Below are 24,197 nucleotides of genomic sequence, written 5' to 3'. Positions count from 1 at the left end.
CGATTATCCTTCGCTGCTGTTAGGTGTGAATTTCTGTGCTGGCGCGTCAGTGCCGGACGCGCCATCTGTCTGTCCGCTGGCGCTCTTCGGTTGCTTCTTTTGCGGGAAGATCCAGTGCTTGTAGATGAAGTAGTTCCATCCCATGGTCACAATCGTCGCAACCACTTTACCGGCAACATATCCGGCACCCAGGAACTGGAAGAGCTCCACGATTCCCATGACCGCCACGGTGTTGAAGGCCAGGAGCCCGGAGTACCGCAGCACTCCACCCAGAGCCGTTCCGCCTCCCCCGAAGGCAAAGTGGCGCTGCAGGAAGTAGTTGAAGAAGAAACTACCCCAGAATCCTGCGCCCGTGGCCAACCAAAGGGGCCAACCAAACACTTGGAAGCAGAGCGCCAGCAGACCAAGATCCACAATGAAGCTCAGACCGCCCACCACGAGGAATCTGAACAAACTGGACGAGAGGAACTTTTTGATGAATGCCTTCATTGGTTAGCAGATCCTTCCAAGCGGGGCGATGCCATCGGGTTTCCGGTTCTCGAGGATTCCCGGGACTCCGTCAAGCTGCACGCGGTCCTTGGAAGCGGCGTCGAAGGCTTGTTTGCCCCCCGGTAACTGGGACCAATCGATCTGGTACAGGGCTGCGTTTCCATCACGCACAACAAGCTTCAAGTAAGGGATGGAATCAGGATGGGTCAAACCCGCCTTGGGCTCATCCCAGGCCCGGATCCGGCCGTCGGCTATGTACACCCATTCGATGCCAAGCTCTGAGGCGGCTGCCCGTGCGTCGGGATCCGTCGCCAACTCAGGGAGCTTTTGAAGGACAAGCAGCTGGCGGTTCGTAGGAAGTATTTCGAAGTGCCGGATCATGGGCATTCGGTTCCCGAGTGCATACATCCATACGGAGCCATCGCAGGAGTCATTGAGCACTGTGGCGTCCTGGGGAACGTATTGGTCAATTTTGCTCAGCAGGTCCACTTCGGACGAACTGAGGGTGGGGCCATCAATCTTTGTATTGATGTTGATGCGTTGGGCATTTTGCTTGAAGTATGGGATCGCGCCAACCCCGCATACCAACAAAACGGCGACGGCTGCCGCGGCCGTGATGACGTGGTTCGGCCTGCGCCCGTCCTTGTTCCCGGATTCATGGGATCCTGCCCGTCGATTGCGGAACCGCCGAACAGCCCACTCGATTGCCTCGCCTGACTGGGCAACGCCCAAGCCCGCAAGCGGCACGAGCAGCATGACAAGGATGCCGAAAATGCGCCATTGATCGTCGTAGAAAGGTGCTGTCAGGTTCAGGAAACGGGGGCTCTCGCTGCCCATGGTGTATACCGACAGAAATGCAAAAGCCAGGACCGGACCGAAGTACCACCACATGCGGATCCTGAAGGCAACAGCAAGGCAGCCAAGGGCAACGAGCGTGGTCAGGATCGGCATTGCCATGGAGCCATGGTTCAGGAAAACAATGTTCTGAATGGCACCGTTGCGATCAGTATCCGGTGCCCACATCATCTTGGAAACGCGCTCGGATTCCTTGAGCATCTGGGCAATGATCGGCAGGCCGATGATCGCCGCCAGAACCCCTGACACCGCCAGATAGACAGTAATGCCCAGGATCCTGCCCCTGCGCCGTATCAGTGCGGAGAGCAGCCAGAAGAACAGGACCGGCAGTACTACGAATGCCAGGGAGGGGTGCACGGCAATAAGGCCCACTGCGCCGAAGGCAATGCCCAGGACCCAGAACTTTTGCCGCTCCAAGGCACCTTTGACTGCCAGGAAGACGAAGGGACCCACCAACAGCATGCCGGCGAAAAATGGAATCAACGGGCCACGCCACAGTAAGTCGTACGGGTAGACCGTGAACCATCCCGAGACTGCAGCCGCGGCGGCGACGGCAACCGGCCGGCGTGTGAGGATCATGGTTAACGCCATGGCGCTCAGGGGCAACTGAACAGCCATCATCACCAGGACGAAAACATTCAGGAACACCGGGATGCTGACAGCACTCATTGGCCAGAACAGCGCGAGCACGGCGTGGAACGCAATCGGGTAGCTCCTGATGGGGGCATCAGAAATAGTGGTGTCGTAGTAGGCGAAGTTGCCCGCTATGGCGGGATCCCATTCATGATTGACCGATATAAGCCGGATCATGTTTGCGTGCCACGGAATGTCCCAGTCCTGGTTTATGCCCAGGAGGCCCTCAGTACCGACAAACCATGACACGGCGGCGACCGCTCCGCCCGCAAGAAGGCCTACGAGCAGGATCCACCAGGAGCCGGCAAATCGGTGCTTACCGAAAATACTTGGCTGTGTTCGGAGACGGGCCTGGAACTTGTCAGGGAATCTGCGCCTCAACAGAAGGCGCAAACCCAACAGGACAGCTGCCAACACCAACAGAACGGCGGATACAGGAAGCAGCTGCCAGCTCAACCCCAGGGAATTCCCCATCACACCGATGACCGTCAGGGCACCCATGCCCAACAACGGTGCCACGACGGGCAGGAGGGTTCGGCGCACTCCCAGCGCTTCTCCGAGAAGCCAGCCTGGACCCCACCACAACACAACGATGAGGAGTACACACAACAGCAGCGGGCCGATACCCATTCCTACGATCGCCTTTCTTAGATGCTTCCACTAGCCATCCCTTGACAGACGACTCTTGCTATTGGATGCCGGACTTAGTTGCGTTCCCGCAGCCAGGCGACAGCCTGGTCAGCCGGACCTTCGAATTGGACAGTTCCGGAGGATAAGACGACTCCCCTGTCGCAGATCCGCGAAATCATATCCAGGTCATGGCTGACAACCACCAGGGTCCTGCCTTCGTCGGACAGCTGCTTGATTTTGGCCAGGCACTTCCGCTGGAAAGGTTCATCGCCAACAGCAAGGATCTCGTCCACAAGGAAGATGTCCGGCTGCGTGTGGACTGCCACTGCAAAAGCAAGGCGCAGGAACATTCCGGAAGAATAGAACTTCACTTCCGTGTCGATGAACTGCTCGATTTCCGAGAAAGCGACGATCTCGTCGAATTTCTCGTTGATCTCCTGCTCCGTCATTCCAAGGATCGCGGCGTTAAGGAAGACGTTCTCACGGCCGGACAAATCCGGGTGAAACCCGGCCCCAACCTCAATCAGGCCCGCGACCCGGCCTTTGGTCCGCACCGTGCCCTTATCCGGAAGGATGACCCCTGAAATCAACTTAAGCAACGTGGACTTGCCGGAGCCATTGAACCCCAGAAGGGCCACTGTCTCCCCGTCCTGTATCTCGAAGCTGACATCGTGCAGGGCATCGAACTTCTTGGTGAGGTCACCCTTGCGTCCCTTGACGAGCCACACAAGCGTCTCTTTAAGGGAGTGCGAGTGACGCAGATTAAAGGTCTTTTTCAAACCCTTGACTATGACGGCGGCGCCCACTCAGACCTCCTGCGCAAAATGGCCTTCGAGCCGGCGGAACACCAGCTGGCCGATGATAAGGAAAACTGCGGCCATGCCCAGTCCAGCCAACCCCGTCAACATCAGATGAGGCGGCAGCTCTACGGGCTTGGTGACCGTCGGGTACCAGAACGCCCAGTGGAACAATTCCACCGCCACGGTCACCGGGTTGAGCTGGTAGATCGTCAGGACCCAGTCCGGGGCAAGACGACGGATCATGGTCCAGTCATAGAGCACGGGTGAAGTCCAGGTGACGATCATCATCAACATGTCCACGATGTTCTCTGCATCGCGGAAAAACACGTTGATGGCACCTGCCAGGAGGCCCAGGCCAGTGGCTGTTACGGCCACAATGACGAAGCCCAGCGCTGCACCCACCAGCTGCATCACATCTGGTCGCCACCCGTTGAAAAGGGCAGCAGCCAGCAAGACCACCAGCTGGGGAAGGAAATGCACGGCAGCGACCCAGACCGACGCCACGGGAAAAAGTTCGCGAGGCAGGTAGATCTTTTTCACCAACGCGGCATTCCATACGATGGAGCGCGTAGCGTTCGAAAACGCTTCCGTGAAGAAATTGACCACGATGACGCCGGAGAACATGTACAGGGCGTAGTTGGGAATCTGGTCCCCCACGCGAAGCACGATGCCCAAGGCAAAGAACAGAACCAAGTACTGGACCAACGGCTTCACGTATGACCAGGCCAGACCCAGCACGGAGCCCCGGTAGCGGACCCTGAGTTCCTTGCGAACGATCAGTTTCAGGAGGTACCGGCGCCGGAAGACATCCAGCAGACCGGCACCTACCCCTGGAACAGCATAAATATCAGTGGAGTTGGCCATCGCTACTTTTTGGGCTCCGAGGCATCGAACGTCTCTCGCCAGGAATCCATCGATGTGATCTGGGGCAGCGCCGCACGGTATTGGGCGCGGAGCGTCTCCCAATTCGAGAAAAGCTGCGCGTGCAGCTGCGCTGTCTCAACCAAGAGCCGGCGTGCCAGCTTGGGGTCACGCTGGTACCACGACGCTCCTGTGCCATCTGCATTGGAGACCACTGCGCTGTCAAGATGCGCCAAACTCCACCATTTGCCGTCCTGATGCGCTACATGGGCTTCAGGGTTGGTCCTGGCAGAATCGCGGACCGGAGCAAGGGTCTGCTTAAGGACGGTCTTGACCGCCCAGGGCAGCAGGCCAAGTGCACCCGGCTGCTTGTAAGTCTGCGGCTTCTTCGGCGGACGCTTACGGAAGGACTCAGGGAATGCGCCGGGGTCGGTCTTGACCTGGGAGTCAACAAAGTCCTCGCGCATTGCACGGAGCTTGGGCATAGTGGTGGGCAGTTGCTCGTGAAGCTTGCCTGGCCCCTCCAGGACGTCCCGGAGAGCCATGACACGGGCTTGCTCGGGGTAGTACTGCATCGATACCAAATGCTTAATGTCCGTGTTCAGGCTTTCCCGGAAAATCCGGCCACCCTTGGGGAACGGCGAATGCAGAAGAGTCGCGATGAGCCTGTTGCGTTCGTGGTAGTAAGCCTGCCAGTCGACAGAGTCATCTTTATCAGCCCATGAGACATGCCACACCGCTGCGCCCGGTAGCGTAACGGTCGGGAAACCTGCCGCGCGGGCACGCAAGGAGTACTCGGCGTCGTCCCATTTGATGAACACGGGAAGGGACAGTCCGATGTTTTCGACGACGGTCTTGGGGATGAGGCACATCCACCAACCGTTGTAGTCAGCATCCCATCGGCGGTGCAGCAGTGGCGTTGAGCGAAGGCCTTCTGCGGAGAAGTCGTGATTTCCCAGGCCCTCCACGGGTCCCCAAAGGAAACGGTAAAAATTCACTACTTCGGCGTAGGCGTGCAAAACGGACTTGTTATACATGTCGAACATGTGTCCGCCGACGATGGTGGGCTTGCGGCATAGGTCGGCAAATGCGACCGCCCTGAGCACACCTTCGGTTTCAAGCTCAATGTCGTCGTCGAGAAGCATGACGTAGTCGCTCTTATCAGAGACGAGCATCTCGTACATGTTCCGGGCGAACCCACCCGAACCACCAAGGTTGCCCTGGTTGATGATGCGCAACTGCTCGCCCATGGAGGCAGCGACGGCGTCAAACCCGTCTTCGTCGGCCACCTTCTTGTTGCCTTGGTCCACGATGATCAGTTCCGCGAGGATTTCACGGAGACCGGAGTCGGCGTCGATCGACTTGATGGTTTCCAGGCAGTAGTCGGCACGGTTGAACGTTGTAACACCCAGCGTGACTTTCCCCTGGGGCCTGCCTTCATCAGGAACAGCCCAGTGGGCGCTCTTAAGTGTCATTCCATCGCCGCCGGCGATGAGGTCGAACCAGTACCAACCGCCATCGCCAAAGGGAGCGAGCGTAAGTTCGAAGTCGTTCGACGCAGTTCCCTCAACGAGGATCGAGTCGACGCGCTGCGACGCGCCGCGCGCGTTCGACCGGTAAACGATGACCGTTCCTTCGCCCTCGGTCTCGATGTGCAGAATCGTCTTTGTGGCGATGGTCCATTTGCGCCAGTAGCTCGCTGGGAAGGCGTTGAAGTAGGAACCAAAGGAAAGACGCTCACCCCGGCGCACCTGCACCGACCCGCGGTCCAGGATGTCCTCCGGGTGGAGTTTGCGGGCCATGCCCACTGCCTGAACAACTGCTGTGCCGTTGTCGTCCTGCTTGCGGATCTTATTGGTGTCCGGATCGACATACAGCGGCAGGGTATCGAGGTCGCGGTTGGCCGGGAAAACCACACGCTGGACTACTCGAAGGTTCTGCTCAGTCGACGTCGGGCTGTCTGCGGCTGTTGTGGCCGTCATGGCAGTCTCCTGGCTTTCATTTGTTGTGGCGGTCATGCGTCCACTCCACCACTTTCCAGCTTGGCGCCGCCCGTAAAGTGCGGCTTGATCTTGTTGTCGAACATCGACAGGGCCGAACCGATGGCCATGTGCATGTCCAAGTACTTGTACGTTCCAAGACGCCCGCCAAACAGTACAGACTTCTCGCCACGTGCAAGATCACGATAAGCAAGCAGCTTGCTGCGGTCTTCTGTTGTGTTGACAGGGTAGTAAGGCTCGTCGCCCTTCTCCGCGAAACGCGAGAATTCACGCATGATGACCGTCGCGTCCTTCGTGTAGTCGCGCTCAGGGTGGAAGTGGCGGAATTCGTGGATGCGGGTGAAAGCAGTCTCAGGGTCCGGGTAGTTCATCACCGGGCATCCCTGGAAATCCTCGATCGGCAGCACTTCTTCTTCGAGGTCGATCGTGCGCCAGGAGAGATCACCCTCGGCGTAGTCGAAGTAGCGGTCCACGGGGCCGGTGTAGATGACAGGAACCTGCCCAAGGACGGAAGAGCGGCCGAATTCGCCATCGTCAAAGAAATCCGTGTTCAGGACAACTTCGATGTTGGGGTTGTCCGCCATGCGCTCGATCCAGGCCGTATAGCCGTCAACCGGGAGCCCTTCATGGGTGTCATTGAAGTAACGGTTGTCATAGTTGTAGCGCACCGGGAGCCTGGAGATGATCTCCGCGGGAAGGTCCTTCGGGTCCGTCTGCCACTGCTTGCCGGTGTAGTGCTTGATGAATGCCTCGTACAGGGGCCGCCCGATCAGCTGGATACCCTTGTCATTGAGGTTCTGCGGATCAGTGCCGGCAAGCTCGCCCGCTTGCTCCGCAATGAGCTGACGCGCTTCGCTGGGGCTCATTGCTGCACGGAAGAACTGGTTGATGGTACCGAGGTTGATCGGCATGGGGTACACCTCGCCTTTGTGGCTGGTGTAAACCTTGTGCTGATAGCTCGTGAACTTGGTGAACCTGTTCACGTACTCCCAGACACGTTCATTGGACGTATGGAAGAGATGCGCGCCGTAGCGGTGCACCTCGATTCCCGTCTTCTCTTCATTCTCGCTGTAGGCGTTTCCTCCAATATGGTGGCGGCGATCAAGAACCGCGACCTTTAGCCCCAACTCGGTAGCGGCGCGTTCTGCAATGGTCAGGCCAAAGAAACCCGAGCCGACGACGACGAGATCAGCGTTCACAAACTCTCCTGTGTATTGGCGTGCGGGCACAGAAGTGCCCACGTCTACTGGTCAAGGCTACCCGACTTGGCCTGCGTTCCCCGTATCCGGGCCCATGGCCAAGCATGGGCGGCCGGGGTCCACAAACACCGAAGGGAGGCTGGCACATGGCCAGCCTCCCCCAAAGGCGATGCTTGATTTGGCGTATCAGAGGCAGATGACAGAGCCCGACTTCGCCGAGTCCAACACGGCCTCAGCAACCCGCAGGGTCTCCAGGCCTTCCGCCATCGTGACGATATTCATGGACTTTCCGAGGATTGCGTCACGGAACGCCTCGTGTTCCATTTTCAGCGGCTCCCGCTTGGCAAGGGCGAACCGCGTAGAGGATCCCTCGGAGACTCCCCGGAAGGCAGCGACGGAATCCCAGTCCGTCTGGAACGTTCCGTTCTCCACGAAGGTCAGGTCTGCGGAAATGGTGTCGGCGATGAAAGCTCCACGTTCACCCAGAACCACCGTTGTACGTTCCTTCATGGGCGACAACCAATTGACGATGTGATTGGTTACGACACCGCTCTTGAGGTGGCCAATGGCTGTGACCATGTCTTCATGTTCGCGGCCACTACGGGAGGTTGTGTGCGCTACGACGTTCACGAAGTTGCTCTGTGCGAGCCAGGCGGTGAGGTCGATATCGTGCGTGGCAAGGTCCTTGACCACCCCGACGTCGGCGATGCGTGACGGGAAGGGCCCCTGGCGCCGCGTGCTGATCTGGTAGACCTCACCGAGGTCACCGTTCCCGAGCCGCTCGCGAAGGCTTTGCAGCGAAGGGTTAAAGCGCTCGATGTGGCCGACGGCGCCGATGAGGCCTTTGGCTTCGAAGGCCTGGGCAATGCGTCCACCCGACTCGGAATCGTTGGCAATAGGTTTCTCAACGAGGCAGTGGATACCGGCTTCAGCAAGCCGCAACGCCACTTCCTCATGCAGGATGGTCGGTACGGCAGCCACTGCCATATCGATTCCCTGCTCAATCAGTTCCTCGACTGTGTTGTAGACAGTCAGGCCATCAGCAACATTGTGCGGATCGCCAAACGAATCCGCGACAGCAACCAGGTCAACGCCATCAAGCTCGCGGATAACGCGGGCGTGGTGGCGGCCCATCATACCCAGTCCGATGAGGCCTGCGCGGAGGTTTGCCACTAGCTTCCTGCCTTTGCGATGGCGTTGACAGCCGTCACGATGCGGTCCAGATCATCCTGGCTCAAAGACGGGTGCACCGGGAGGGACAGCACGCTGGCTGCGGATTCTTCAGTTACAGGCAGCTCATCCGATGTCTGGAAGGGCGCAAGTCGGTGGTTCGGGATGGGATAGTACACGCCACAGCCGACGTTGTATTCCTCTCGCAATGCCTTGGCGAAACCATCACGGTCCTCGGTAATGCGGATGGTGTACTGATGGTAGACGTGCTCATAGCCCTCGGCTACCTTCGGGGTGATGACGCCTTCGATGTTTGCGTCAAAGAATGCTGCGTTTTCCTGCCGCGTCTTCGTCCAGCCTTCAACCTTTGTCAGCTGGACGCGCCCGATGGCTGCATGAATGTTGGTCATGCGGGCGTTAAAGCCAACCAACTCGTTCTCGTACTGGCGCTCCATGCCCTGGTTGCGCAAGAGGCGGAGGCGACGTTCGACGTCGGCCAGGCCCGTGCTGACCATTCCGCCCTCGCCGGAGGTCATGTTCTTCGTGGGGTAAAGGCTGAACATGGCGAAGTCGCCGAAGGTCCCGACCTTCCGGCCGTTGACAGCGGCACCATGAGCCTGGGCTGCATCCTCGAACACTTTAACCCCGTGCTTGGCAGCCAGCGCGCCAATGGCATCAACATTGAAGGGGTGCCCATAGAGGTGGACAGGCATGATCGCTGCCGTGCGGTCGGTAATCTTCGACTCAACGGACGCAGGATCCAGCGTGTAGTAATCAGGGTCAACATCGGCAAAGACGGGCGTGGCTCCGGTCAGCGCCACCGAGTTGGCCGTGGCTGCGAACGTGAAGGAAGGAACAATGACTTCGTCGCCGGCGCCTATGCCGGCGGCCAGAAGGCCAAGGTGCAGTCCTGAGGTGCCGGAGTTGACGGCGACAGCTGCGCGGCCGTCAAGAAGTACTTGGGAAAATTCCTGCTCGAATGACGCAACCTCCGAGCCTTGGGCAAGCTGGCCGGAGGCCAGAACTGCCTCTACGGCCTTGCGCTCGTCGTCGCCAATGATGGGTTTGGCGGGGGGAATGAATTCGGGGCTCATGCCTCTACCTCTCGAAGTGTCTCGTTCTGTTCAACATATGTGGCGCCGGTTTCCGGGCATACCCAGTTCCCGCCAACGTTCTGCAGCGGGAAGCCCGCCTTACCGACCCAGCCCCGCCGCTTGGCCGGAACCCCGACCATCAGCGCGAAATCAGGGACATCTTTGGCGACAACCGCTCCGGCGGCTACGGTGGCCCAGCGTCCGATGGTCACGGGAGCGACGCATACGGCGCGGGCACCGATGGACGCACCTTCACGAATAGTGACGCCCACTGGCTCCCAGTCGTGTGCACTCTTCAGGCTTCCGTCCGGACCTACAGCACGAGGATAGGTATCATTCGTCAGCACGACTGCCGGACCGATAAATACGCCGGCCTCGAGTTCTGCGGGCTCGTAGACAAGTGCATAGTTCTGGACTTTGCAGTTGTCCCCCATCTTGACGCCGGTGCCGATGTAGGCACCGCGTCCGACGATGCAATTGACACCCAATTCGGCTTTCTCGCGGACTTGGGCAAGATGCCAGATCTTGGATCCATCACCAATTACCGCCTCGTCTGAAACATCGGCGCTCTCTGCAACCACTATCACCGGTGAAGGTCCCTTCTGATTGAGCACACGCGACAACGAGTTTCATCTTAGCCGAGACGCCATGTCCTCGCGTCAAGCCAGCGCCTTGAGCTGGTATCGCCAACAGTTATCCACATAGCCCAGGAAGGGGGCAGCAGGCTGCCCGGGAATTCCATAGCCTCAGTTCTGGAGGGCTGCGGGAATCCAGGAAGGAATGGGCAAATGATCTTTGAGTGCACACTGGTTCGTGGCCCGAATGCCGCATCACCGCAACCACCGGAAGAACTGACAATCATCGCTTTCGGTGGAATGCCGGGCTTGGAACTCCAGCGGCAATTGCAGGAGGCGCGGGGGGTCGGTCCGCTCTCAGTGGCAGGGGAAGACCTGTCCGCCCTGACTGTCGGACACCCGCCACTCGTGGCCGGGGCCGTACTGGTGGACGGACACTGTCCCATTGAAAAGTCAGACTCCCCGGCAACGCCGCTCCTGCTCCTGTCCCATACCGGGCCGGGGGCGGGCTCAGTCTTTGCACTCCAGCGCGGTCACCACCACATTGGCCGCGGCGATGTCGACATTCGCATCCCTGATCCAGGCATGTCCCGCGAGCACGCCGTGCTGGAGGTGTCCAGCACCGCATTGAGCGTCACGGACACGGGCAGCCGGAACTCGGTACTTGTTGATGGGGAGCGTGTCCGTGAAAAGACGGTGACGTCGTCTTCGGAAATTCGCTGCGGCAATACAACCTTCACTATCGTTACGCCAAACAGCTCCACTCCCGGGATTCACGCCGACGCCGGCCGTTCCGTTGAATTGCCCCTTGAAGTCCAGCGTCAGACGGGCTCCTTGAACCGATGGCCGGTTGCCGTTGCGGCGGGGCTCCCGTTGGTAGCAGGCGTTGGTCTTGCACTTGCAACGGGAATGTGGATGTTCCTTGGCTTTACGGCCGTTTCCGCGCTGGGCCTCCTTGTTCCGATAATCACCGGGAGGAAGGGACGCCGGGAGTTCAGGCTTGCCGTCGCAACGGCGGCCCTGCAGGACGCCCAACGCCGCCGCCGATGTTCGCCGTCTGCTGCAGAGATCATCGTTGCCACCATGGCCCCGGCGGCAGGCTTGGTCCTGAACCCTCCGGCACCGCCAACATTGCCCGGTCCTGTGGCGGGATCGCCCGATGCGTCATCACCACGTACGGCCACCGGCTCGGGAACGTGCGTCCGGCTAGGTACGGCGCCCACCCTGGCCAATGTGCGGCTCGTCCCCGCAGATCCCCATTTCTGTCCACCGGCAATCGGCGCCATGCCAGTAACGCTGGGCGTGCACCCCGCGACTGTTGCGTTGCACGGCCAGGCCGAGCACGTCGATGCTCTGATCCGCTTCGTCATCATGCAACTGTCAAGTTTCCCAGGATCGTCGGCCACACCGATTATTCTTTTGGGACCGATAGGGCGCCTGCCTCTCAGCGCCCGGTTCCTCCCGCACCTGACTCTTGCCACAAATGATGCGGCCGCGACGGCAGCTCTACGAAGGTCGAAGGGAAACAACAATGGCAGGCTCATAGTTCTCAATGACTCGCCGGGCGGAGATGAGTGCAATACCAAACTCCTGGATGCCGCCTTGGAGGCTTCATGGCAGGTGTTGCGGCATTCCGGCCACTACCCCGGACCCAACGGTGTGGCTATTGAGATAGGACAGTCTGGCACATCCGCCAATCTAAAGGTCCCCGGTGGCCTGCAGGAGTTCATCCCGGACTTGGTTCCACTGAAGGCCTTCGAACAGTTCTGCCGCACAATGGCGTCCATCCCGCACCGGGAAGGCCCTGCCGAGGACGCCATTCCAGAATCATGCTCTTTGAACGACCTGCTTCCAGGCGGACCTCGAGGCATTCTCCGGCGATGGGTTGGCGGGAACGGGCCAAACGAGCTCCAGGCAATTCTGGGGCAGGGCCAAGACGGCCCCTTGACGTTTAACTTCCATATTGATGGACCCCATCTCCTGGTTGCCGGAACCACCGGCTCCGGGAAATCGGAACTCCTGCGGACGATAGTGGCATCCATGGCCCTGAATCACTCGCCAGACCAGGTGACATTCCTGTTTGTCGATTTCAAGGGCGGCTCCGGACTACGCCCTTTACGTGGGCTTCCGCACTGCGTGGGCCTTCTTACTGACCTTGGAAGTCATCATCTTGACCGCGTGCTTACTTCCCTGCGGGGCGAGATCCGCCGTCGCGAGGAGTTGTTCGCGGACGCTGGGACTTCAGACTTGGCTGCATACCAACGTTCAGCTGCAGCTACAGGAGCGGCGATCCCCCACCTGGTCCTTGTCGTGGATGAGTTCCGAATGTTGGTCGACGAAGCCCCCGGAGCCCTTCGTGAGCTGATGCGCGTTGCCGCCATTGGACGGTCCCTCGGCATTCACCTGGTCATGGCCACACAAAGGCCACAAGGTGCGCTGACCGCCGACATCCGCGCCAACGTCACTTCAAGCATCGCACTGCGTGTTCAGTCGGATGCAGAATCAATGGACATCATCAATTCCAAAGCCGCTGCATCCATCGGCGTCGGCGTTCCCGGGCGGGCGTATCTTGTAAGGGCCACCGGCAATCCAGAGGAATTCCAGACGGCGTCCCTTGCTGTGCCAGCCACCGTCAGCCGGGCCCCGGAGGCAGCAATCGTTCAGTCGGCCGTTGGGGCCTTGCACTCTCCGCAGGACAAACAGCCAATGATCGGGAAGTCCACGGCACAGTCGGAAACAAGGGCCGAAGCGGTGGTCTCGGCAACCCGAACCGCCTGGCGCTCCCTGGAGCGGGCTGACCCCAGGCAACCTGTAGCCCCACCTTTGCCGGTGTCCATTGGGTGGAATGAAGATCTGTCCGCTTTCGGTATGGCGGGCAAGGACGTTGAAGACGCACCGGACGGGTCCATGACCCCCGTAGGTCCATTGGGGATCGTGGACAGACCGGAACAGCAGTCAGTGGAGGCCCTGCAATGGTCGCCTTCCGACCATGGTCATTTCGCCATGATCGGCAGCAGTTCCAGTGGAATGCACGAATGCTTCAAGGCTGCATCGGCGATGCTGGCAGCACATGGAATCCCACCTCATCTGTACATCCTGGATTCAGTTGGAATGCTGGGAAAGCTCCGTCCAGACGGCAGCTATGGCGCCACACTGGGCCTGCATCAGCTGGCATTGGCGGTACGGGTCCTTGAGCGGCTCGCTGAAGAAATGGCACGTCGACGCGGGGCGGGCGAGGATGTGTCCACACGGCCCCGCTTGGTCCTGGTGGTTACGGGCTTTTGCTCATGGGCCGCAGCGCTCCGATCAGGGCGTTTCGCGTGGGCCGAGGATCTCTTGAGGGACATCGTCCGGGACGGGACACCCCTTGGCATCACAGTCCTGATCTCCGGCGAACGCGAACTCGTCAGCTCACGATTTTTCGCCGCAATCCCAAACCGGGCATTTTTCCCAACGGGCGCCACGGAAGAATCGCGCTATCACTGGCCACGCCTTCCCGAAGTCGAGTCTGTCCCAGGGCGCGCTGTTGCCATGGGTGGATTTGTTCAGGGCGCAACCACGGTGGTTCATTTCCGCACTGCACCCATCCGCACTGAACCAAGCAGGAATGACTGGCCGTTCGTTGATCTTCAACCTTCATCGGAACCACCCTTCCGGGTCCGGCCCCTCCCCGAATACCTCAGCACGTCTGCTTTCGTTGCCGCGATGGCAGCTGTCCCAGGACCATCGGGGCGATCCCCGGGATCGGCGCAGTCTGGCAGCAACCGCATTGCACGTGAAGACGAGGACTGCGCGACATCGCCGGACTCCATTCCCTTGTGGATCGGCCTTGGGGGCGACGAATCGGTTCCCGTGTCATTTCCCCTTGGGCGGCGTGGTGTCAGCATCATTATTGGAGGTCATGGCTCCGGCAAGACTTCGGTGCTGACATCCCTGATGGCCCTTAATTCCCAGGTTCCGTGGATCTTCCCGGCAGCTGGAACTACCACGGGTGCTTTCTGGGCAAGCGTGGCCCGTTCTGCCACCACTGGGTCGCTGGATCCTGCGAGCATCCTCTGTGTCGATGACGCCGATCTCCTGGATCCGGAGGGGCGCGCAGCTCTCGCCGCTCTGGCTGGCCGGACACGAGGAATGATCATGACTGCCACGACAGGTCCAGCATTGCTTCAGCGCTTGCCACTAGCTGCAGAGGTCCAAGCCAATGGCAAGGGCCTGATTCTGGCTCCGAGGACTCCCCTGGACGGCGACATCCTCGGCGTGAGGCTGGAAATAGAAAACCCGCCGCGTGCCGGTCGGGGCGTGATCGTCCGGGGAAACCGCGCGGTCCAAGTGCAGGTGGCGTTCATCACCGACTCCATGACGCACATCAGGAGCATCGAAAATCAGGGCGGCATTCGCTAGAGCGCGCCCTGCGTCCCTCCCGCTCGCGACGCATATGCGATGACACGCTTTTGGAAGAGAAACACGATCGCCGCCAGCGCAGGCAAAATCATGGCCAATCCCGGCAGAATCAAGCCGCCGGTCATGGTTGGGAAACCGATGGTAAGGACGAACAACTGAGCCACCAAGGCGGCCGCTCGGGTCCATCGGTAACCGCGGAACAGGAAATGGCCCACTGCGAACAGCCAGGCCGAGAAGGCCAATAGGAGGCCCAGCGTAAAGACCGCTCCCCAAAACGTCAGGACAGGGGCTCCGGTCAACAGCTCGAAGGCGTACCAAGCCGCAGCACCAAGGAGGGCCAGTGCTTCGAACACGACAACGATGGAAATAACCAGGATTCCAGGAGGTTTCTTGCCTCCGGATTCCAGTCCCTGAGTTATGGGTCCCTCAGGCACAGGTCTAACTGGACCGTTGTTTCCATCTGATCCAGAGTTTGGTTGGGCCGGGTTAACAGGAGGTCTTGACACACTGGCACCCTACCGGACATAGTCATCTAGCAGTGAGGGCACTGGCGGCTGATGTGATGCATCGCTCACGGATTCAGGGCATTTCAACGACTAATACCCCTTGTTTACAAGGCGTTAACATGAAACGCTTGACTCAGACGACCAAGGGGGCCCATGCGGGCCCCTTTCCTTTGGAGCCTCTCGTGAATGTTTTCACAAAAGGCTCAAACTAGTTCTCACGAATGGAGTGACTGATCAGCATGGATTGGCGTAATCGCGCAGCCTGCCTCGACAAGGACCCGGAGCTCTTTTTCCCAGTCGGCAACACGGGACCAGCACTTCTGCAGATTGAGGAAGCAAAAAGCGTTTGCCGCCGGTGCCCGGTCGTGGACACTTGCCTTCAATGGGCTCTGGAGTCCGGCCAGGATGCAGGCGTCTGGGGTGGCATGAGCGAGGACGAACGCCGTGCACTCAAGCGTCGCGCAGCACGGGCCCGGCGCGCTTCTTAGCAGCTCGCTTCCCAGCAGGCAGTACAAGCACCAACGCGGAAGGCCGCGGACCACCTGGTCCGCGGCCTTCCGCGTTTAAGACAGCTGCCTGCTAAACCCCTCCACCTCCGGAAGGCGCTAAGCGCGCGCGAGGTTCAGGACAATTTCGACGGCGGTCCCGCCGCCCTCCCTGGGGCTCCAATGAATGGATCCGCCAAGCTCACTTGTGACCAGAGTACGCACGATCTGCAGACCCAGGCCTTCCGTGTATTGCCCGTCCGGCAACCCAACACCATCATCGGCAATAGTTACTGTCAGGAACTCGTCATTTCCGTCTCCCGCTGCACGGTCAGCGAGCAACCAAACGGTTCCCGTGCGCCCCTCCAAACCGTGCTCAACAGCATTCGTGACCAGTTCGTTGATGACGAGGGCCAGGGGCGTTGCGAAATCGCTGGGGAGTTCACCGAACATCCCGGATCTTTCGGTGCGTACTTGCTGGGAAGGTGAAGCGACTTCGGCAGAAAGCCTAAACTGGCGGCCAATGAGTTCATCGAAGTCGACGCTTTGAGTCAGGCCCTGGGACAGGGTCTCGTGAACAAGCGCGATGGTGGCCACGCGACGCATGGCCTGTTCCAGTCCCTGTTTTGCTTCGTCGCTGACCATCCGTCGGGACTGCATACGCAGCAGGGCGGCAACGGTCTGGAGGTTGTTCTTGACTCGGTGGTGGATCTCGCGGATCGTCGCGTCCTTGGTGACCAGCTCCATTTCGCGGCGCCTCAACTCGGACACGTCGCGGCACAAAACGAGGGCGCCAAAGCGATGTTGCTCGTCGCGCAAAGGAATGGCACGCAGGGACAGGCTAACCCCCCTGGACTCAATCTCGCTGCGCCATGGCATTCGGCCAGTGACAACCAACGGCAGCGTCTCGTCCACCATGCGCCGATCCTTCAGCAATCCCGCCGTCACTTCAGCGAGGGAACGTCCTTCCAGGGACTCAACCTCGCCCAGCCGCCGGAAAGCAGATACGCCGTTGGGACTTGCATACTGCACAATGCCTTCAGCGTCGAGCCGGATGAGTCCGTCCCCCACACGCGGGGCACCTCTGCGTGATCCGGTTGGCGATGCGAAATCCGGCCACAACCCCAGAGTTCCCATGCGAAGGAGGTCGTAGGCGCATTGCCGGTACGTGAGTTCCAGCCTGGACGGCATACGGGAACTGGAAAGATCCATATGGGATGTGACAACAGCGAGAGTCCTGCCGTTGCGCACCATCGGCACGGCTTCGACACGCAGCGCCATTTCGCTGCTCCAGCTCGTCTCACTGGAGCGCTCAATGGAGCGGCTGTTCCAGGCCTTTTCCACGAGTGGACGAAGATCCGAGCGGATGCCCTCACCCACGAAGTCCGCGTGAAACACCGTATGCGATGTTGACGGACGTACGTGGGCGAGGGCGATGTACCCAAACTCCGGATGTGGAAACCACAAGGCGAGGTCTGCAAACGCCAGGTCGGCGACCATTTGCCAATCGCCTACCAGGAGGTGCAGCCATTCAGCATCTCCAGGCCCGAAATCAGCGTGTTCCCTGATGGGGTCTGTAAAGATTGCCACTGCACCTCCATTTGCGACGCGGGGACCAGCCCCTAGCGTCGAACGATTGACCTCAAGAGCCTTAATGCTACCGATAGTGAAGCCATGTCATCGGCTTCGAGGGAATTGACCTCATCAAACATGGTCTTCGCCCGTCCAAGTTGTTCGGCATTCAGGCCTTCCCACGTCCTCAGGCGATCTTCGGCCGGGGTGCCGGGCGTGCTCGACTCAAGAACCGACGTCGTCATATCTGCGACGGTTGAGTAGAGATCGTCCCGGAGCGCGGCACGGGCAAGTGCCTGCCAGCGGTCGTCGCGGGGCAGGGCGCTGATCCGTTCCAGCAGCGAGTCCACGTGGAAGCGGTTGAACACCGTGTAGTAGACGTGCGCCACTTCCTCGACGCTGTTGGTCCCGGTCTGGGCAATCCTTGCGATGTCCAGCAAGGCATAGCTCTCGAACAGCTCCGCCCACCTGTGGGCCAGGTGATCCGGCAACTCCCAGCCACGGGCCTTCTCCAGCCAGCCGCTGATTCGAACTTTGTCATCGCCACGCAGGTAGTCCAGCAATTTGGCCCGAAGCGGCACCATCATCGGCTTGAACGACTTCACGACGTCGGCAATCGGCCGGGACGCCATGCCCTGCCCGAGCACCCATCGGACGGCACGGTCCAGGAGCCGGCGGACATCCAGATGGATTTCGCTCCAATGCTCGGTGGGGAACGACGCCGGAAGGGCATTCAATTCCTCAACCATCGGATCGAGATCGTAGATTTCACGCAGTGCCACGAATGCTTTGGCTACCGCTACCTCGTTGGCAGAGGTTTCTTCGATCGCCCGGAAGGCGAAGGTGATGCCACCGAGGTTGATGATGTCGTTGGCCACCACCGTAGCGATGATTTCGCGCCGCAGCGGGTGGGTGTCCAGTTCGGCGTCGAACCTCTCCCGCAACTGCTTCGGGAAGTAGGCGCGGATCGTGTCCTTGAACCAAGGGTCGTCGGCCAGGTTGCTGTCCCGGAGGGCAGCCGCCAACTCGATCTTCGCGTAGGCGGCCAGGACGGACAGCTCCGGAGACGTTAGTCCCTGTCCCTGTTCCAGGCGCTGACGCAGTGTCTCGGTGCTGGGCAGTGCCTCCAGGTCACGCTTGAGGTCGGCTGATTTTTCCAGCCAGTCCATCAGACGCTCGTAGCTGGGGCTCCAGTCCGCAACGCGGGTCCTGTCGTTAAGGAGCAGGATGTTTTGGTCGATGTTGTCCTGCAGGACCAGGCGGCCGACTTCCTCGGTCATGTCAGCCAGGAACGCTGCGCGTTCTGTGGACTCAAGCTTCCCGGCCGCCACCATGCGGTCAACGAAGATCTTAATATTGACCTCGTGGTCGGAGCAGTCAACGCCCGCCGAGTTATCAATCGCGTCCGTATTAAGGATGACACCCTGCAATGCGGCTTCAATACGTCCACGTTGCGTCAACCCGAGGTTGCCGCCTTCGCCGACCACCTTGACGCGCAGGTCCTTACCGTCCACACGGATGGCGTCATTGGCTTTGTCACCTACAGCAGCATGTGTCTCAGTGCTGGCCTTGACGTAAGTGCCGATGCCACCGTTGTACAGAAGGTCCGCCGGGGCAAGCAGGATTGCCCGAAGCAATTCGGGAGGGCTCAGCTGGGTGGTCCCATCCGGCAACCCCAGGGACTTTCGTACTTGGTCTGACACAGGGATCGTCTTGGCTTGGCGCGGGTAGACGCCGCCCCCTTCGCTGATGAGGGTCCGGTCATAGTCATCCCACGAAGACCGCGGGAGCTCAAAAAGCCTCTGCCTCTCCGCGTACGATGCGGCCGTGTCCGGGTTGGGGTCCAGGAAGATGTGACGGTGGTCAAATGCCGCCACAAGCCGGATATGACGCGAAAGCAACATGCCGTTGCCGAAAACGTCACCTGACATGTCGCCCACGCCGACGACGCTGAACTCTTCGGTCTGGGTATCGAGGTCGAGTTCGCTAAAGTGCCTCTTCACGGACTCCCAAGCGCCGCGGGCGGTGATACCCATGGCCTTGTGGTCATAGCCCACGGATCCGCCTGACGCGAAGGCATCGCCAAGCCAGAATCCATATTCGGCAGCCAATCCGTTGGCTGTGTCTGAGAACGTTGCGGTTCCCTTATCGGCTGCAACCACCAGATAGGAATCGTCGCCGTCGTGGCGGACAACGTCCGACGGCGGGACAAGCCGTTCGCCCTCGACTGTAGTTACGAGGTTGTCAGTGATGTCCAACAAGCCGCGGATGAAGGTCTTATAGCTTTCCACCCCTTCGGCCATCCAGGCGGCGCGGTCAACTGCGGGATTGGGCAGCTGCTTCGCGAAGAAGCCGCCCTTGGCGCCGGTCGGTACGATGACCGCGTTCTTCACGGTCTGCGCCTTCACCAGGCCCAGGATTTCAGTACGGAAATCCTCCCTGCGGTCGGACCAGCGAAGACCACCACGGGCCACCTTGCCAAAGCGGAGGTGGACGCCCTCCACCCGCGGAGAGTAAACCCAGATTTCGAACATGGGGCGCGGGAACGGCAGGCCATCGATGGTGGTGGGATCCAGCTTGAAGCTCAGGTAGCCCTTGTTTTGGAAGAAGTTGGTGCGCAACGTCGACTCAATGAGGTTGACGAAGGTACGAAGCACGCGGTCCGCGTCCAAGGTAGCGACTTGCTCGATAGCTTCTGCCAGGGCAGCTCTTGCGGCACCTTGCTGCTGGGGACGCTTGCTTTCCTCGACGCTGGGATCAAAGCGGGCGGCAAACAAGACCGTCAGACCCCGCGCAACGTCCGGATTGGCCAAGAGCGTATCGGCGATGAACCCAAAGGAGTTGGTATTGCCCATCTGGCGCATGTACTTGGCGTAGGCCCGGAGGACCACTACCTGGCGCCAGTGCATGCCTTCACGAAGCACCAGGCGGTCAAAGTTGTCAGACTCGACTGCCCCTGTGACCGCAGCACCAAACGAGTCAGCCAGGAGATCTCCGGTGGCGAGCGGGTCTATGCCAGCCGGATACTTCAGCCCAAGGTCATACAGGAAAAAGTCGCGGTGATCCGCGGTTTCGATTTCGAAGGGCCGTTCGTCCAGGACTTCGAGGCCAAGGTTGTGGAAGTAAGGAAGGATCTGGCTCAGGCTCTTGGGCTCCATCAAGTAGAGCTTGACCCGTGCATCCTCCTCCAATGCATCACCGGCGCCTTCAGGAAGGTACACGTGGACGCCGGGGCGCAGTTCCTTGCTCGCTTCCCCTGCCCGTTCGGCCTGGGCTCCATACTTTTCAAAGCGTTCGATGTCCTCCAGCGCATCTTCAACCTCGTAGTCCACGCGGTAACCGGGAGGGAATGCCTCAGCCCACAGGGCGGACAGTACTTCAGCGCTCTCTGCGGGACGGTTCTCACGAAGTACCTCGGCGATGCCTTCGCTCCAGGACCTTGAGGCACGCATCAGCCGGTGTTCGAGTTCTTCCACGTTGACATCGGCAAGTTCCGCGGTGCGTGGCAGCCTGATCCTGAAGAAGACGCGCGCAAGGGCCGACTCCGTGATCCTCGCTTCGTAGTCAATGCTCTCAGCTTGGAAGGTCTCGCGTAGTTCCTGCTCAATACGGAGCCTGACGCTCGTGGTGTACCGGTCACGCGGCAGGTAGACCACCGCGGACATGAAACGTCCGTAAATGTCGGGGCGCAGGAAAAGCTTGGTCCGGCGCCGTTCCTGGAGTCGCTGGATGCCAGTGGCCGTGGCCGCAAGGTCCGGGATTTCGATCTGGAACAGTTCGTCGCGGGGGTATGTTTCCAGGATGCCCAGGAGGTCCTTGCCCGAGTGTGAATCCATTGGGAAGCCTGCGTTGCGCAACACTGCATCGACTTTGTCCCGGACAATGGGAATGTTGCGGACCGATCCGGTGTAGGCACTTGTGGCGAAAAGCCCGATAAAGCGCCGCTCACCATTGACGTTTCCGGCAGCGTCGAAGCTCTTGACTCCGATGTAGTCCAGGTACGCAGGACGGTGGACGGTTGAGCGGGAGTTGGCCTTTGTGATCACCAGTGCCCGCTTTTCACGGGCACGCTTGCGGCCGGCGTCGGTGAGGTGCTGGATCTGTCGGGTGTTGTCGCCAGCACGGAGCAAGCCAAGTCCGCTGTCCTCACGAAGTTCCAGGACGTCCTCGCCGTCTTCGTTCACGAGGTCGTATTCGCGGTATCCGAGGAAGGTGAAGTTGCCGTCATCCAGCCAGCGCAAAAGGTCCTGCGCCTGCCTGAGTTCGGCAATTTGCTCGGGGTGGGAGACGCTTCCCAGCGCTTCTGCCAGTTCGAGTGCCTTGCTACGCATTTTCGGCCAGTCTTCAACGGCGGCGCGGACATCCCCGAGGACGCGTTGGAGGCCGGCAACCAATTCTGCGCGGGCTTCCTCGCTTACGCGGTCAATTTCGACGGCGATCCAAGACTCCATGTGCGACGAGTTGTCGTTGTCGCCGAGCAGGTGGGCGACGCTGGGCAGTGCCGCAGTGTCGCCACTGGAAATGCCGATATTTGACGGGACCCTGGAAACGCTGCTGAGTTCGCCCGTGACCCTGTCGCGGGTAACCACGAAAAGCGGGTGCATAACCAGCCGGATGGCGCAGTTTTGGCGAACGAGTTCGGCGTTGACGGAATCAACCAGGAACGGCATGTCGTCAGTAGCGATGTAGACAACGTTTCGGTCAGCCTCGACGCCGATTTCCACAATGGCATTTCCAGGTCGCCGGGACTGCGCAACTTTCCTGTGAGTGCTTGCCCGTGCAATCAGCAGCTCGGGCGCATACGCCCGTGAATCCTCCTCTGCGAGGTGCTCATAGTAGTCACCGAAGAAACCCTCACGGACAACTGCTGCATCGGACCGATCCTCCACGCTGGATCCTGACGACATCTACAAACGCCTCCATCACATGTTGATTGCTGCGACTCTGCAGCCCACATGGCGAGCCTAGCGCTTAAGCAGGCCGAAGGCTCTGGTAGATCGGCCAAGGGATTTGCGATTTTGCTGGATAGGTGCACAGACCAGCCCCGCAATGGCTTTTCGCAAGGGAGAGTCGGGCGATGATTCCAACAGGACAGACCCCGACAATAGGGCAGCATCGCACGCTTCCGCGTCTGCAGGTAAGTAGGCATCAATGCCATGCCCAGGGCCGAAGCGCTCCCATGCCTCGGATAATTGCTGCCTGGGCGAACGGCCCGCCGACGCCCGCTTAACTTTGTTGAGGAGCACGCGTGGTGTTGCGTGCGGAACCGCAGCTTCGAGCTCGGCCAGGCCACGGACCAACCGCGGAACGCCGATCGCGTCGGCAGCCCCCACGGCAAAAACCTCGTCCGCCAGCTCCAAACTGCGTAAGGTAGCGCCATTGCGGCGTGGCGCCATCGTGTCAAAGCTCAATTCCTCATCTGCCTCCAGGCAGAAGCCGGTGTCCACGACAACTACCTCGGCAACCTGCTTGGCCCTTTCAAGGACAAGCGAAAGTGCAGAGGCCCTCAGTTCAGTCCAGCGGTCCGCCCTTGTGGTTCCAGTGAGTACTCGAAATCCACCGCTCTTGGTGAAGACAGGCGTAGCAGCCCGGTCCAGTGCATCCGAATCCAGTAATCCTTGGTCAGCGAGCCTGCAGGCCTGGGCGAGTCCGGCCGACTCCTCCAACAGCCCCAGCATGGCCGACACGCTCGCACCGTAGCTGTCAGCATCCACAAGAATCACGGACTTGCCTTCGGCCGCCAACTCGGCAGCCATGTTTACTGCAACCAGGGTTCTTCCCGGGGCGCCAGTTGGGCCCCACACTGCTATTACCCTCCCCGATCCGGCCGCTTCGGTTTCGCGCGGTTCCGGCGCCAACTGGAATCCCGCAGATGAGTCTGCGAAGCCGGCGTCGGGAAATTTGCGGGCGCGGAGCGGCCCACCGTGGCGACCCACTGCATCGGAAATCCTCACGGCAAGGGCAGCGGGCTCAATATCGGTGGACGCAGTTACTACACCAATGGCAGTGAGCCTCGAGATCTCCACCGGGTCCACAGTCAAGGCGAGAATGGACACACCCACGGCAGCCAGCCGATCCACCAATGTAGCGGTTAGTTCTTCGCAGCCTTCCGCGACGACTGCCGCCAGGGCAAGGCCGCTTTGGCAGGCAGCCATCAACTCCGCAAGCTCTGAACACCGGCGGACCACCGTCACGGGGCCATGCAATCGCTCCAGCCCGCCAACCACCGCTTCCTGTGCCTGGCCAACAGTTATGACAGGGATGCTCATTGACTGACGCCCGCGGGGTTCCAAACTACAGATACCTTGGCGGCGTTTGCCTTTGCACCCAGCAGCTTCGGCATCTGTTTGTCCGTAACCAGCACGAGCACGACCGTTGTTTTTGAGGCTCCTAGGGCACCGGAACCCGCTGTTACCTCTGCGATTTCGGCACCAGGCAGCAATAGCTGTGGTTCTTCAAGAGCGTTTTGCGAGCCAGGCATGGCCACCCAGACGTCCACCTTCGCCCCGGGAACTGCCTGCGCTGGAAGTGACTCATCCATTGATATGGCAACAGGCTTGCGGTTCAGGCCGTCAGCCTGCCCGAGGCTCTTCTGTGGAACGAGTTGGCCCTTCTCAATTCTCTGCAGCGCCACCTTGCCCTGGGCAATTCCGCCCTCCACGGTAACGTAGGCGGACTCGACGTCGTCCAAGCGAACCTGGACGATGGTTAGATCCCCCGGCCCCACGGTTTGGCCAACGGCAATGCCCTCCCGTGCGGCATAAACCTGCGTGGTCCGATCAGCGGTGCTAACAACAGAGATGACTCCGGCGACGGATACAAGCATGAGCAGCACTCCCACCAGTAGCCGTGGATCCTTCCAGGATGGCTTCTTCAACCTGTTGCCGGCCCCGCCTGTACTCGGATCCATTCTTCCTGCTCCCCCAT

At 60.1% G+C, this 24,197-nt stretch carries 16 protein-coding genes; 2 read left to right on the top strand and 14 right to left on the bottom strand.

Features of this window, described 5'->3' with window-relative positions; all coding sequences use genetic code 11:
- Positions 1-3 precede the first annotated feature (3 nt).
- The 9 genes from J2Y41_RS12895 to J2Y41_RS12855 all read right to left on the bottom strand — a co-directional run bounded on the left by J2Y41_RS12895 (position 4) and on the right by J2Y41_RS12855 (position 10,345).
- On the bottom strand, positions 4-489 hold the full coding sequence (locus J2Y41_RS12895) for a GtrA family protein (protein WP_224088056.1): 486 nt from the start codon (positions 487-489) through the stop codon (positions 4-6).
- Between the two features lie 3 nt (positions 490-492).
- Positions 493-2,607 (bottom strand): DUF6541 family protein, encoded by a 2,115-nt coding sequence (locus tag J2Y41_RS12890; RefSeq protein ID WP_224088058.1) that lies wholly within the window; start codon positions 2,605-2,607, stop codon positions 493-495.
- Between the two features lie 74 nt (positions 2,608-2,681).
- Entirely contained in the window at positions 2,682-3,413 is a 732-nt protein-coding gene (locus tag J2Y41_RS12885) for an ABC transporter ATP-binding protein (RefSeq protein ID WP_224164744.1), read from the bottom strand.
- Positions 3,414-4,271 (bottom strand): ABC transporter permease, encoded by an 858-nt coding sequence (locus J2Y41_RS12880; protein ID WP_224088060.1) that lies wholly within the window; start codon positions 4,269-4,271, stop codon positions 3,414-3,416. It abuts the gene before it with no gap.
- Between the two features lie 2 nt (positions 4,272-4,273).
- Positions 4,274-6,286 carry a glycosyltransferase gene (locus tag J2Y41_RS12875; protein ID WP_309928850.1) on the bottom strand — a complete coding sequence of 671 codons (2,013 nt, stop codon included), beginning with the start codon at positions 6,284-6,286 and terminating at the stop codon, positions 4,274-4,276.
- A complete protein-coding gene (gene glf / locus J2Y41_RS12870; RefSeq protein WP_224088062.1) occupies positions 6,283-7,467 on the bottom strand; it encodes a UDP-galactopyranose mutase in 1,185 nt (394 codons plus the stop codon). Before glf ends, J2Y41_RS12875 begins: the two co-directional genes overlap by 4 nt.
- A gap of 186 nt (positions 7,468-7,653) precedes the next feature.
- Positions 7,654-8,640 carry a Gfo/Idh/MocA family protein gene (locus J2Y41_RS12865; RefSeq protein ID WP_224088064.1) on the bottom strand — a complete coding sequence of 329 codons (987 nt, stop codon included), beginning with the start codon at positions 8,638-8,640 and terminating at the stop codon, positions 7,654-7,656.
- Positions 8,640-9,731, bottom strand: coding sequence for a DegT/DnrJ/EryC1/StrS aminotransferase family protein (locus J2Y41_RS12860; RefSeq protein WP_224088066.1), 1,092 nt, complete (start codon positions 9,729-9,731; stop codon positions 8,640-8,642). The genes J2Y41_RS12865 and J2Y41_RS12860 overlap by 1 nt, the downstream gene beginning before the upstream one ends.
- On the bottom strand, positions 9,728-10,345 hold the full coding sequence (locus J2Y41_RS12855) for an acyltransferase (protein ID WP_224088068.1): 618 nt from the start codon (positions 10,343-10,345) through the stop codon (positions 9,728-9,730). The genes J2Y41_RS12860 and J2Y41_RS12855 overlap by 4 nt, the downstream gene beginning before the upstream one ends.
- A gap of 174 nt (positions 10,346-10,519) precedes the next feature.
- On the opposite strand from J2Y41_RS12855, the gene J2Y41_RS12850 reads away from it, so the two are divergent.
- A complete protein-coding gene (locus J2Y41_RS12850; RefSeq protein ID WP_309928841.1) occupies positions 10,520-14,707 on the top strand; it encodes an FtsK/SpoIIIE domain-containing protein in 4,188 nt (1,395 codons plus the stop codon).
- Here J2Y41_RS12850 and J2Y41_RS12845 read toward each other — a convergent pair.
- Positions 14,704-15,141: a hypothetical protein gene (locus J2Y41_RS12845; protein WP_309928838.1), complete on the bottom strand. Its 438-nt coding sequence runs from the start codon at positions 15,139-15,141 to the stop codon at positions 14,704-14,706. The two genes, J2Y41_RS12850 and J2Y41_RS12845, sit on opposite strands and share 4 nt — an antisense overlap.
- 311 nt (positions 15,142-15,452) lie before the next feature.
- Between J2Y41_RS12845 and J2Y41_RS12840 the strand changes: the two genes are divergently transcribed.
- Positions 15,453-15,701, top strand: a complete 249-nt coding sequence (locus J2Y41_RS12840) for a WhiB family transcriptional regulator (protein WP_003804966.1) — start codon at positions 15,453-15,455, stop codon at positions 15,699-15,701.
- 117 nt (positions 15,702-15,818) lie between these two features.
- Here the strand turns inward: J2Y41_RS12840 and J2Y41_RS12835 are convergent, their stop codons facing one another.
- From J2Y41_RS12835 to J2Y41_RS12820, 4 genes are read right to left on the bottom strand one after another with little or no spacing between them, the layout of a single operon-like run.
- Positions 15,819-17,288: a sensor histidine kinase gene (locus J2Y41_RS12835; protein WP_224088072.1), complete on the bottom strand. Its 1,470-nt coding sequence runs from the start codon at positions 17,286-17,288 to the stop codon at positions 15,819-15,821.
- A 32-nt stretch (positions 17,289-17,320) separates the two neighbouring features.
- Complete coding sequence (locus J2Y41_RS12830) at positions 17,321-22,177, bottom strand: NAD-glutamate dehydrogenase (protein ID WP_309928832.1); 4,857 nt, start codon at positions 22,175-22,177, stop codon at positions 17,321-17,323.
- A gap of 57 nt (positions 22,178-22,234) precedes the next feature.
- Positions 22,235-23,539 (bottom strand): P-loop NTPase, encoded by a 1,305-nt coding sequence (locus J2Y41_RS12825; RefSeq protein ID WP_309928829.1) that lies wholly within the window; start codon positions 23,537-23,539, stop codon positions 22,235-22,237.
- Complete coding sequence (locus tag J2Y41_RS12820) at positions 23,536-24,180, bottom strand: SAF domain-containing protein (protein WP_309928826.1); 645 nt, start codon at positions 24,178-24,180, stop codon at positions 23,536-23,538. The genes J2Y41_RS12825 and J2Y41_RS12820 overlap by 4 nt, the downstream gene beginning before the upstream one ends.
- Positions 24,181-24,197 lie beyond the last annotated feature (17 nt).

The organism is Arthrobacter sp. 1088, assembly GCF_031455315.1.
In the GTDB taxonomy this organism is placed as follows: domain Bacteria; phylum Actinomycetota; class Actinomycetes; order Actinomycetales; family Micrococcaceae; genus Arthrobacter.
The sequence above is the reverse complement of the archived record's forward strand: the minus strand, read 5'-3'. Positions and strand labels throughout refer to the sequence as shown.